This is a genomic window from Salinivibrio sp. IB872 (assembly GCF_001995345.1).
In the GTDB taxonomy this organism is placed as follows: Bacteria; Pseudomonadota; Gammaproteobacteria; order Enterobacterales; family Vibrionaceae; genus Salinivibrio; species Salinivibrio proteolyticus.
On sequence record NZ_MUFO01000038.1, the window covers coordinates 1 to 11,601 of the forward strand.

Here is an 11,601-nt window from a genome sequence, read left to right on the forward strand (position 1 = left end):
TCGACTTGCATGTGTTAGGCCTGCCGCCAGCGTTCAATCTGAGCACTTGCATGTGTTAGGCCTGCCGCCAGCGTTCAATCTGAGCCATGATCAAACTCTTCAATTAAAGTTTTTTCGAAACCGAAGTTTCAGCTCAATGAATACTGATTACTGTTTATCTCCGAAGAGAAAAACGAATTGACTGTGCCGAATAACTAAAAGTTATCGTTTGGTCACTCAGTTCATCGAATAAATCTTTTGTCTATTCTCAACGAGTGCCCACACAGATTGCATAGGTCAAATTGTTAAAGAGCATGTCGATTTAGTGGTCGGCATTTCGTGACTTGCGTCTCATTGCCCCGTCGACAGGAAGCGCAGTATAGAGATTTCAGTTTTTCCCGCAACCCCTAAATATAAAAAAAATGCGCCTTGCGGTTTGTTTGTCTACAAAACAAACAAAAACCGTCAAGACGCCAAAGATTACCGTTCAATTAATGCTGATTCTGGCGCTCTTCTGCCCGCTCTTTCGCGCGGCAATGTCGAATAGACGCCCACGCCATAAAGAAAAGTACAAAAGGGATGGCGCCAGCGGTCCATTCAGCCCACGTGTAGTAAGCCAATGTTTCAATAATGATGACATGGCCCAGAATCAGTAGGGCTGCGCAGATAATCGCAACGACCATCATGCTTAGCTCTGATTTCATCCTTTTCTCCCCCTAAAGTGTGTGCCCAGTTAGTGTATGCCTAGGGCCAGTGACGGGATTAGTACAAAGCCACCGCTATTTAGCTGTAACAGTATCGGCTATTGATAAAGATGAGAGCACAGTCGCAATCTGTGTAAGGCCGCTGTCAACGCTCGCTGGCGTATCAGCATCAACAGTCTCAGGCGCACTGATAGAGAAGTTTAAGCGGAAGCAGTCGTTAAACCGATCGTCAGTGGCAAACAAAGCGCCCGGTGCGAGTGTAATGCCATATGGCAAGAGTTCTCGAAATAGCTGGCGAGTGTCCATGCCATTATTCAGTGCGACCCATAAGAAGTAGCCACCTTGAGGGTCGGTGATCGAAGCACTCGTCGGCAAAATATGACGCAGACTGTCACGTACCGCGTGTTTGCGCTGTAACAAGGCAGTGCGCAAACGGCGCAGGTGTGCGTCATATCCACCCTGCTGCAAATAATGCGCGATAGCGAGCTGGTTAGGAGCACCCACAGATAAACTAGACACATACTGTCGCTTTTCAATTTGTGTGGCATAACATCCTGCCGCCACCCAACCGACCCTGAAACCAGGCGCTAACTGTTTCGAAAACGACCCACAATGCAAAACTAGCCCTTGGCTGTCATAACACTTCAGTGGCATGGGGCGTGATTCAGAGAAAAAGAGCTCACCATAGACATCGTCTTCTATTAAAGGGACTTGGTGACGCGCGAGCAGTGATACCAGTGCTGGTCTATCTTTTTCAGGAATCGATGCCCCCGTTGGATTATGAAAGTTACTCATCAGCCAGCAAGCAGCTACGTGGTGAGTACTCAACGCAGATTCAAGCGCGTTTATATTCACTCCCGTTTCAGGATCGACCGGCACGGGCACGGGTTCCAGTTGCAACCGCTCAAGGGTTTGCAGTACCCCATAAAAGGCTGGCGCTTCGATGATCACTTTATCCCCGGGCTGAGTCAGGGCCGCCAGTGATAGGCTTAACGCTTCGATGGCACCATTGGTGATGATGATCTCATCCATCGCCACTTTTATTCCTTGCCGCAGATAGCGCTGCGCAATCATGCGACGCAAGCCTTCATCGCCGGGAGGAAGCATGGTGAGATAATCTGGATGCGATGATTTACGAAGGACTCGTGCCATCGCCCGCCCTAACGCTTGCATGGGAAATAGCGTGGGATCAGGGAACGCCGAGCCGAACGGAAAGCACGAGCCTGACTTGCTCGCACTGATCACATCAAAGACATCTTGATGCGCCTGCAGCCAATGAGAGTCTGCTTGAGGGCGCGCCAAAGAGTCGGAGGACAATTGATTGTAATGCGGACGCACAAAGTATCCAGCTCTGGGGCGAGCCTCAACCCAGCCATCCGCTTCTAACTGCTCATAAGCGCGCATGACAGTCATTGGGCTAACATGTTGGAGGCGGCTCATCTCACGAACGGAAGGGATCCGCTCACCGGCTTGCCACACCCTTTGATCGATTTGCGTTTTTACCCAAACGGCGATGTCTTGATAGCGAACTTGCACCATACCACTCCCTGTGACAACCACGGCTCGATAATACCTTGCCGTGTTCGCTTTGCCTTGCGCGATACCCGAGGATTGTGAAGTCATCACGATTCAGGCGACATAAACGAAAAAAGCCCCTGTCTTTCGACAGGGGCTTTTTTGGGATTTGGTGCCGAGAGAGGGACTTGAACCCTCACACCCGTTAAGGCGGCGGATTTTGAATCCGCTGCGTCTACCAATTCCGCCATCTCGGCAAGTGCTGGCAATTATACGTACCGCCTTTTCGAGTGCAAGCATTAAAAAACAAAAAATGTTTGTTCGCGCTATTTTTAACCAATTCGCGGTTAAATACATCAAAGGCGGCGTAATCATGAGCAAACGACATCGCAAAACCGCCCTATCAGCTTACTCACCTAAACAGTGAATGTGCTAGGCTAGCGGCGACTTTGATACTTGGATGTAGCTAAACCATGCAGACTTCTTCTATTGCATGCCCAACCGCCGGTTTTTTTCGCCGTCTTGCTGTTTGGGTTTWTGATCTTTTGATTGTTGCCGCATTACTTATGCTTGCGGGCGGCGCGGTGATGGCAGCATTGGCTATCGCACAAGCGCTCGGGATGTCGATGACACCTTATCAAGATGCCAGTGATTTCCTCACCCAYCACCCAATCGCGCAGCCTCTTTACACCGCCTATCTCGCCTGTGTGATTTGCGGGTTCTACGGCTACTTCTGGTGTAAAGCCGGTCAGACGCTGGGGATGCGGGCCTGGCGCCTGCGCATTCAAAATGCTGACGGTAGTAATATTCGCCCCACACAAGCACTGATTCGTCTTGCGACGGCCTGCTTTGGGCTCGGTAACCTTATCGTGATTTTCGATAAGAACAACCGCGCGTTTCAAGATCATTTCGCAGAGTGCGACATGATCGTATTACCGAAGCCCGCCAAAACCCCGAAAAGAAAGAAACAATAGCTATCATTGGGAAGGCTGCAGTGCCTTCCTCTTTTCTTCAACAATTCTATCGCAACCTCTAAATTTGATATAAAACAAAAAAACAGCGAGTTTTTAATCCTGCGACATTTTTACTTAATCTGCTTTTTATTCACCACACCTATAGAGTAAATGTGACTAATTACGCAGTCTATTCACATAGAAAAGTCATGATAGCTTAGTGGTTAGCGGTTAAACCAAATTTAAAACAATAAAAACCCACTTCACCATCATACTAAGAACATTCTGAGTGATATATCTAAGCACGCAAACTAAACAGCCATTCACTTTTAACCTGCTCATCAATTAAGCGACAGCATACAGTCCCTTTCTTTTGTGAGATATCACTAAGAACTATTCACGGATGCACTTTTACAATAAAGAAAAAGCCACTGACGACGGCAGATAAGAACAACGAAAATAACGTGAAACTTAAAAGAGTTACCTCAACACGTGTAGTGCCCTATTTTATTGCACTCAGAAGAGGTATGAGGAGATAGTATGAGTACCCAAAGTGTCCCTGAAAAAAAAGGTTGGTTCGCCAATCTGAAATTCCCATCCGCCTATACCATATTGTTCATTCTGATTGCCTTGGTCGCCGCGCTTAGTTGGATAGTACCTGCCGGTCAGTACGAACGAGAATATAACGCCGAACTCGGCCGAGATGTGCCTGTATCAGGCACCTACCACCAAGTTGAAAGTAACCCTCAAGGCGTGGTCGACGTGCTGCTAGCCCCCATTGACGGTTTTTATAACCACGAAACCTATGAAGCGGCCGCCATTGATGTCTCACTCTTCATCCTCATTATCGGTGGTTTTTTAGGTCTGGTGACCAAAACCGGTGCCATTGATGCAGGGATTGAGCGGGTGACCAAACGCTTAGAAGGACGCGAAGAGTGGATGATCCCTATCCTAATGGGCCTCTTTGCCGCAGGCGGTACGATTTACGGGATGGCCGAAGAGTCCTTGCCTTTTTATACCCTACTCGTTCCTGTGATGATGGCGGCGCGCTTTGACCCTGTGGTAGCAGCGGCTACCGTACTCCTTGGTGCCGGTATTGGTACTTTAGGATCAACCATCAACCCGTTTGCAACTGTCATTGCCGCGAATGCCGCCGGTATCCCTTTTACCGATGGTATTCTGTTACGCCTCGCTATCCTGGCCATTGGCTGGCTTATCTGTGTTGCCTATGTGATGCGTTATGCCCGCAAAGTGCGCGCCGACCAGAGCCAATCCATTGTTTATGATCAGTTTGAGAGCAATAAAAAACACTTCCTTGGCGATCATGACGAAACACAAACGCTTGCTTTCACTACCACGCGTAAAGTGATCTTAGGCATTTTTGCTGCCGCGTTTGCCGTGATGATCTATGGCGTATCCTCGCTAGGATGGTGGATGGCCGAGATCTCTGCCGTTTTCCTCGGTGCTGCGATTATTATTGGTCTGATTGCACGTATGAGTGAAGAAGAGATCACCACCAGCTTTATTGATGGCGCACGAGACCTTCTGGGGGTGGCCCTTATCATCGGTATTGCCCGCGGTATCGTGGTGATAATGGATAAAGGCATGATCACAGATACCATCTTAAACAGTGCTGAAGGTATGGTGACTGGGCTATCGTCTTTTGTTTTTATCAACGTTATGTATTGGCTGGAAGTCTTGCTGTCTTTCTTGGTGCCATCGTCATCTGGTTTGGCAGTCCTCACCATGCCTATCATGGCGCCACTGGCTGACTTTGCAAACGTTGGGCGCGAGTTAGTCGTAACCGCTTATCAATCTGCATCCGGTGTCGTCAACCTCGTCACCCCAACCTCCGGCGTGGTGATGGGCGGCCTTGCGATCGCTCGCGTTCCCTATGTTAAATGGATCAAATGGGTGGCGCCTTTACTCGGTATTCTTACCATCATGATTATGATCATGCTCAGTGTAGGTGTCATGCTATAACCTCTACTGATACACCGACTAGCGCGCTCACGTATTCGTCAGCGCGCTTTTTTATGTCTGCCACTCCCTCGCTCAGCCATGCTTCACCACGCTGATATATTCCTCTTCTCTTCTCATAACAAAATGGCACCGTATTTCTCTTTTTTACACCGTTCCGTTACCGGTATAAAACGGACATCCGCCATCTGGACACAAAATACAGTTATTTTACACTTTTAACAAAAAACGTATTTATATCGACATCAATCACAGTTTTGAGGAAAAAAACGGCTTTATTTGTTAACAAATAAAAAATAGAAAGATAGCCATTCACTTATTACGCATACCCTCACCATTCAAAGTAATACTGATTAGCATAAAAAAGAAAACAGATCCGCATTAATAAAGGGAAATTAAAAAATATTTCGTTAGACACTCACAATTCCTGCTTAATTATTAAAAAACAAAAAAACCTCATGCCATAAATACCATTAACACAGGGTAAAAAAGGCAAAATACAATGTTTTAATTCACTGTGATCTAACTTCAAGAATACCCCAGACACCGCGTTAGAATGAATCTGTACCCAATAATACATCTGCACTTTTTATTCATCCCTTCCGATAAAAAGCCAAGCAGAGATATACGGAGAAAGAAAGATGAACAACTTCTATGTCGGCTCTGAAATTGGTCAATTACGTACCGTGATGCTGCATCGTCCTGAGCGTGCGCTCACCCACTTAACACCATCAAACTGTCATGACTTACTATTTGATGATGTTCTGTCCGTTGAACGTGCAGGTGAAGAGCATGACAAATTTGCTCAAACCCTACGTGATCAAGGCGTTGAAGTCCTCCTGCTCCAAAATCTACTGGCTGAGACTCTAGATGTACCTGAAGCCAAAGACTGGCTGATGAACCTAAAAATCTCGGATTATACCTTCGGCCCTTCGTTTGCTAATGACATCCGTTGCTATTTGAATGACCTGCCTCACCATGAACTCGCGTCGATGTTCTTAGGCGGATTGGCCTATTCTGAGCTGCCAATCGCAACAACCTCTATGTTGCAAGCCATGCACGCACCGTCCGACTTTATTATTGATCCACTCCCCAACCACCTATTCACCCGCGATACCTCCTGCTGGGTTTACGGTGGTGTATCAATTAACCCCATGGCCAAACCCGCGCGTAAACGTGAAACCAATCATCTTCGCGCCATTTATAAATGGCACCCTCGCTTTGCGAACGGTGATTTTATTACCTACTTCGGCGGCGAAAATATCGACTATGACAACGCCACCATTGAAGGTGGCGATGTTACCGTCCTCGGCAAGGGCGTGGTACTTATCGGTATGTCCGAGCGCACTACCCCACAAGGGGTCGAAAACTTGGCTTCTAGCTTATTTAGACACGGCCAAGCCAAACAAGTGATTGCGATGGAGCTACCGAAACACCGCTCTTGCATGCACCTTGATACCGTGATGACCCATATGCGCGAAGATACCTTCTCGGTGTATCCAGAAGTGATCCGTAAAGATATCAAATGCTGGAGTCTCACCGGTGATCGCACCGGCAAACTCAACGTTCGCGAAGAAGATTACTTCCTGACCGCGATTGAAAAAGGACTGGATGTTGGCCCGCTAAACCTGATCACCACAGGGGGTGACAGCTTCGAAGCCGAACGCGAACAGTGGAATGATGCTAACAACGTACTGACTGTCCGTCCTGGCGTAGTCGTGGGTTATGAACGCAACACCTATACCAATGAAAAGTATGACAAAGCGGGTATCACTGTGTTGTCTATTCCCGGTGACGAGTTAGGTCGCGGTCGTGGCGGAGCACGCTGCATGAGCTGCCCAATCCATCGTGACGGCATCTAATCGCCTTGTTGGGCTGAGCAAGTAGCTCAGCCCCCACCGACTGTAGAGAGTATTAAGTATGAAAAAACAAACTGTGGTGGTGGCACTCGGAGGCAATGCACTCCTTCGCCGGGGTGAGCCTTTAGAAGCTGACATTCAACGCGCCAATATTGCCAAAGCGGCAAAAACCATTGCGGCAATTGGCGAACAATACAATGTGGTACTCGTGCACGGTAATGGTCCACAGGTTGGCCTACTCGCCTTGCAGGGGTTGGAGTATAAATCTGTCACGCCATATCCACTCGACGTTCTCGGTTCAGAAACCCAAGGCATGATTGGCTATATGTTAATGCAAGAGCTGCATAACCTAGCCCCCGAGCAACACGTTTCTTGCATGCTCACGCAAATGACCGTCGATCCGAATGATCCCGCGTTTGCCAATCCCACCAAGCCCATTGGTCCCGTTTACGACCAACAAGAGGCCTCGGCGCTAGCTGAAAAATACGGCTGGGACATCAAACCAGATGGCCAATATTATCGTCGTGTTGTACCCAGCCCACAACCAACCGGCATTGTGGAAGATGACGCTATCGCTCGCCTGATTGCGCAAGGACACCTTGTGATTTGTACCGGTGGTGGCGGCATTCCTGTGATTCAAGAGGGGAATCAGCTTAAAGGGATCGAGGCTGTGATTGATAAAGACATGTCAGCGGCTTTCCTTGCTCGTCAAATCAATGCCGATGCCTTGCTGATTTTGACCGATGCCGACGCGGTGTATTTGGACTATGGCCAACCCACCCAACGCGCATTGGCGGATACCACCCCTGATGATCTGAGCCAATACACCTTCGACGCTGGCTCCATGGGACCCAAAATTGATGCGTCCTGCGAATTTATCCGTCAAGGCGGAAAACTGGTTGGCATCGGAGCCTTAGAGGATGGCCTTGCTATTCTTGCCGGCCAAGCCGGAACACGTATTCGTGCCCAAGCAGTCAATAATAACAATATTTCTCACGGCCAACCTGCACCAGCGCAAGCCTGAGACCAATAACGAGAGGATTACCCACTATGGCATTTAATCTACGTAACCGTAATTTCCTAAAGCTGCTGGACTTCACACCTCGTGAGATCCAACACTTTATCGACATGGCCATTGAACTCAAAAAAGCCAAATACAATGGCTATGAAACCCCACGTTTAAAAGGTAAAAATATCGCGCTGATCTTTGAGAAGTCGTCGACTCGTACCCGCTGTGCGTTTGAAACCGCCGTGTTCGACCAAGGCGGACAAGTCAGCTATATCGGCCCAACAGGCTCTCAAATTGGCCACAAAGAGTCCATGAAAGATACAGCCCGTGTGCTTGGTCGCATGTATGACGGCATTGAATACCGTGGCTTTGGCCAAGCGATTGTTGAAGAGCTGGGCGAATATGCTGGTGTGCCGGTCTGGAACGGGTTAACCACCGAGTTTCACCCCACTCAAATCTTGGCGGATTTGATGACCATGATTGAACATGGTCGTGGAAAACAGCTTCACGAAATGCGCTTTGCGTACCTCGGAGATGCCCGAAACAACATGGGCAACTCTCTGATGGTCGGTGCGGCTAAAATGGGGATGGATATTCGTCTAGTGGCGCCAAAAGCATTCTGGCCCGAAGAAGAACTGGTTGCACAATGCCGCGCGATCGCTGAACAAACGGGCGCACGTATTACCCTCACCGAGGACGTGCAGGAAGGTGTCAAAGACTGTGATTTCTTGTACACCGACGTGTGGGTATCTATGGGTGAATCCAAAGAAGCATGGGATGAGCGTGTCGCATTAATGAAGCCTTACCAAGTCAATATGGACGTGGTCAAAGCAACCGGCAATCCACACGTAAAATTCATGCATTGCTTACCTGCTTTCCACAATAACGAAACCACCGTGGGTGCGGAAATCGAAGCCAAATATGGCTTAAAAGGCCTTGAAGTGACAGAAGATGTCTTCGAGTCCGACTATTCGATTGTCTTTGATGAAGCAGAAAATCGCCTGCACACCATCAAAGCGGTCATGGTTGCCACGCTCGGCGACTGATCCACGCGCCGGGTGCCTATGCATCCGGCGTCTATTCTTTGCGTCAAGCAGTGACCATCATCAAGGTTTGCCCCCGCCAACACTGATACTATGCGTTTAAAATCACCAGAAAGCAGTGAAATTCACTATTTTCGAGGTTAATAGCCATCGATTATAAAGGAGTGACCGGTGAGTGATTATGCAATTCCGTCGGTGACAGCCTCCAATCCGGAGGAGAACATCCTCTCAGCCTGCCGGCATTTATTACAAACCCAAAGCTTTACCACCCAAGACGAAGTGCGTCAGCAGTTGGTCCAACTGGGGTATCTCGACGTCAGCCAATCTACCGTCTCTCGTTTGCTCTCCAAACTTGGAGTGGCAAAGATCCCCAATGCACATGGACAGAAGGTGTATTCGATCAGTGGCGATATTGAGCCCGTTTACGCGGTGTCATCGGTGGGATCTCAAATTGATGAAATTACGTGCAGTCATGCCATGGTGGTAATCAAAACCCACCCTGGTGGTGCGCAGTTGATCGCGCGCTTAATCGATCTGAATCGTCACCCTGCGATTTTAGGCACGGTAGGCGGTAACGACACGATTTTCGTTGCACCTCGCCGTGTGAGCGAGTTGAACTTATGCGAAAAAGCAGTACGAGAACGTCTGGCCAGCGAGTAAGTACTTTACCTCGCCGCGCAACCGTTGCAGACTATTAACGTCGCTTTTTTTAACAAAGGAACACAGCATGACCCAAGTACTGCAAACTGAGCAGGCACCTGAAGCTATTGGCCCATATTCACAGGGTGTCGATCTCGGCAACATGGTACTGACTTCCGGTCAGATCCCTGTCAATCCAGTGACTGGTCAAATTTCACCAGAGATCACTGCACAAACACGCCAATCACTCGATAACGTTAAAGCCGTTGTTGAAGCGGCGGGCCTCAAAGTGAATGACATTGTTAAACTGACTGTTTTCGTTAAAAATCTTGAGGACTTTGCGGAAATCAATAAAGTCTACGGCGCTTTCTTTGATGAGCACGGCGTAGAAAACTATCCCGCCCGTTCTTGTGTGGAAGTCGCTCGCCTTCCTAAAGATGTAGATATTGAGATTGAAGGGATTGCGGTGCGTCACGCGTAACCTATGCCCTTGCATACAAGAAAGCGGCGTTTGACGCCGCTTTTTTTATGCTTCCTCACACCTAAGCCATAGCATGCGCCGGCGTCATCGCACAAATGTGAGCAAATACCTGTGAGAACCAAGCCGTAAATTGCTCCGGCGAGTCCGCCAGTGCCGCTTGTATATCTTGCTCCGACCACCAGCGACAATCCGATACCTCATCGGGGTTTAAGATCATCTCCACATGATTCACTTCGCACGCAATCACCTGATCCCACTCGTGCTCAACCAGACCGTTATCCAGTTCAGCACGGTAGATAAAGACAGGTCCCATGGCGAAATCAAGCGGACGCGCAATACCAAGCTCTTCATATAAACGCCGCTTGGCCGCGGCAGCCACAGGTTCATCTTTTTTGGGGTGCGAGCAGCAGGTATTGGTCCATAACCCACCGCTGTGATATTTGCTGTCAGCACGACGCTGAAGCAAGAACTCACGCTCACCGTCTTGGTTAAGACGGTATAACATGAGCGAAAAGGCCGAGTGCAGCCATCCTTGCTGGTGGGCCTCCAACTTTTCAGCGGTCCCCTTGGGTTCACCCTCAGGTGACACCAAGACCACATGGTGACGCTGGGTTGGGGTCATGAGACACTCCTCAATTATGCAGACTGCTTATTACGCTCAGCCACTTCCGCATCCAACTGCTCAAGTTTCGCTTTCATCAGTTGATGACAGTGTGCAGCAAGTTCGCGCACATTCTCTTTACTGTAGCCCTCGACCGATATCGGTGCCATCACTTCCACAATCACATGACCATTGTTCCAACGGTTCGCTTTGCAATGATGGGTCGAGCTACATACCACCGGCACCAGCGGCACTTGTGCGCCAATGGCGGCATGGAATGCGCCCGTTTTAAACGGCAATAAGCCGCGGCCACGCGAACGTGTTCCCTCTGGGAATAACCATACGCATAATTGCTTCTCACGGATCTTTTCAATCACTTGAGCAATGGTTCCCATCGCTTTACTGCGGTTAGCGCGATCAATCAATACGTTTCCGGTAAGCCAATACAGTTGACCAAAAATCGGGATCCACAACAGGCTTTTTTTGCCCACAGTGACCGCGCCCGGCATCAATGCATTCGAGAGCGTGACCATGTCCCAGTTACTTTGGTGGTTAGCAATACACACACTCGCGCCCGGTTCACGTGGTGCGCCCTCGGCAAAGCGCAGCTCTACCTTGGTGCCAAATACGCCAGATAGACGACCAAACCATTTACTAATCTGGTAGCAGTTGCGTGGGTTACGTGGACTGAGTAGGCAATACAGCCCACCAAACACAAATAGCAAGATTGCGACAATCAGTACGGCAATCAGCCGTAACACAATAATCATTTCTCTCTCCAAAAGAGCAGACTGTCAAAGGCGAGTCAGTATACGGATTCGGAACAAAAATGCACCTA

11 protein-coding genes and 1 tRNA gene are annotated in these 11,601 nt (G+C 48.9%); 7 read left to right on the forward strand and 5 right to left on the reverse strand.

Annotation, left to right across the window (positions count from 1 at the left end; all coding sequences use genetic code 11):
• Positions 1-470: 470 nt before the first annotated feature.
• The 3 genes from BZJ18_RS13560 to BZJ18_RS13570 form a co-directional block, all read right to left on the reverse strand.
• Positions 471-683, reverse strand: coding sequence for a hypothetical protein (locus tag BZJ18_RS13560; protein WP_069589232.1), 213 nt, complete (start codon positions 681-683; stop codon positions 471-473).
• 75 nt (positions 684-758) lie between these two features.
• On the reverse strand, positions 759-2,306 hold the full coding sequence (locus BZJ18_RS13565) for an aminotransferase-like domain-containing protein (protein ID WP_198532247.1): 1,548 nt from the start codon (positions 2,304-2,306) through the stop codon (positions 759-761).
• 62 nt (positions 2,307-2,368) lie between these two features.
• A tRNA-Leu gene (locus tag BZJ18_RS13570) sits at positions 2,369-2,455 on the reverse strand.
• Between the two features lie 216 nt (positions 2,456-2,671).
• On the opposite strand from BZJ18_RS13570, the gene BZJ18_RS13580 reads away from it, so the two are divergent.
• The 7 genes from BZJ18_RS13580 to BZJ18_RS13610 all read left to right on the forward strand — a co-directional run bounded on the left by BZJ18_RS13580 (position 2,672) and on the right by BZJ18_RS13610 (position 10,162).
• Positions 2,672-3,172: an RDD family protein gene (locus tag BZJ18_RS13580; RefSeq protein ID WP_077457538.1), complete on the forward strand. Its 501-nt coding sequence runs from the start codon at positions 2,672-2,674 to the stop codon at positions 3,170-3,172.
• A 519-nt stretch (positions 3,173-3,691) separates the two neighbouring features.
• On the forward strand, positions 3,692-5,134 hold the full coding sequence (locus BZJ18_RS13585) for a YfcC family protein (protein ID WP_077457540.1): 1,443 nt from the start codon (positions 3,692-3,694) through the stop codon (positions 5,132-5,134).
• A 638-nt stretch (positions 5,135-5,772) separates the two neighbouring features.
• Positions 5,773-6,993: an arginine deiminase gene (gene arcA / locus BZJ18_RS13590; protein ID WP_069589238.1), complete on the forward strand. Its 1,221-nt coding sequence runs from the start codon at positions 5,773-5,775 to the stop codon at positions 6,991-6,993.
• A gap of 58 nt (positions 6,994-7,051) precedes the next feature.
• Complete coding sequence (arcC, locus tag BZJ18_RS13595) at positions 7,052-8,014, forward strand: carbamate kinase (RefSeq protein WP_077457542.1); 963 nt, start codon at positions 7,052-7,054, stop codon at positions 8,012-8,014.
• Between the two features lie 26 nt (positions 8,015-8,040).
• The gene (gene argF, locus BZJ18_RS13600; protein ID WP_069589241.1) at positions 8,041-9,045 is read left to right on the forward strand and encodes an ornithine carbamoyltransferase; all 1,005 of its coding nucleotides are present in this window, start codon (positions 8,041-8,043) and stop codon (positions 9,043-9,045) included.
• 168 nt (positions 9,046-9,213) lie between these two features.
• The gene (locus tag BZJ18_RS13605) at positions 9,214-9,702 is read left to right on the forward strand and encodes an arginine repressor (protein ID WP_069589242.1); all 489 of its coding nucleotides are present in this window, start codon (positions 9,214-9,216) and stop codon (positions 9,700-9,702) included.
• A 67-nt stretch (positions 9,703-9,769) separates the two neighbouring features.
• Positions 9,770-10,162 (forward strand): RidA family protein, encoded by a 393-nt coding sequence (locus BZJ18_RS13610; RefSeq protein WP_069589244.1) that lies wholly within the window; start codon positions 9,770-9,772, stop codon positions 10,160-10,162.
• Between the two features lie 61 nt (positions 10,163-10,223).
• Here BZJ18_RS13610 and idi read toward each other — a convergent pair whose 3' ends face one another.
• Positions 10,224-10,784 (reverse strand): isopentenyl-diphosphate Delta-isomerase, encoded by a 561-nt coding sequence (gene idi / locus BZJ18_RS13615; protein WP_077457544.1) that lies wholly within the window; start codon positions 10,782-10,784, stop codon positions 10,224-10,226.
• Between the two features lie 14 nt (positions 10,785-10,798).
• Positions 10,799-11,533 carry a 1-acylglycerol-3-phosphate O-acyltransferase gene (locus BZJ18_RS13620; protein WP_077457546.1) on the reverse strand — a complete coding sequence of 245 codons (735 nt, stop codon included), beginning with the start codon at positions 11,531-11,533 and terminating at the stop codon, positions 10,799-10,801.
• Between the last annotated feature and the right edge of the window lie 68 nt (positions 11,534-11,601).

Bases quoted from the DNA above. Each gene is read 5' to 3' on its own strand.
- arcA (WP_069589238.1), top strand. From the start codon at position 5,773: ATGAACAACTTCTATGTCGGCTCTGAAATTGGTCAATTACGTACCGTG.
- argF (WP_069589241.1), top strand. From the start codon at position 8,041: ATGGCATTTAATCTACGTAACCGTAATTTCCTAAAGCTGCTGGACTTC.
- BZJ18_RS13610 (WP_069589244.1), top strand. From the start codon at position 9,770: ATGACCCAAGTACTGCAAACTGAGCAGGCACCTGAAGCTATTGGCCCA.
- BZJ18_RS13560 (WP_069589232.1), bottom strand. From the start codon at position 683: ATGAAATCAGAGCTAAGCATGATGGTCGTTGCGATTATCTGCGCAGCC.
- BZJ18_RS13585 (WP_077457540.1), top strand. From the start codon at position 3,692: ATGAGTACCCAAAGTGTCCCTGAAAAAAAAGGTTGGTTCGCCAATCTG.
- arcC (WP_077457542.1), top strand. From the start codon at position 7,052: ATGAAAAAACAAACTGTGGTGGTGGCACTCGGAGGCAATGCACTCCTT.
- BZJ18_RS13620 (WP_077457546.1), bottom strand. From the start codon at position 11,533: ATGATTATTGTGTTACGGCTGATTGCCGTACTGATTGTCGCAATCTTG.
- idi (WP_077457544.1), bottom strand. From the start codon at position 10,784: ATGACCCCAACCCAGCGTCACCATGTGGTCTTGGTGTCACCTGAGGGT.
- BZJ18_RS13565 (WP_198532247.1), bottom strand. From the start codon at position 2,306: ATGACTTCACAATCCTCGGGTATCGCGCAAGGCAAAGCGAACACGGCA.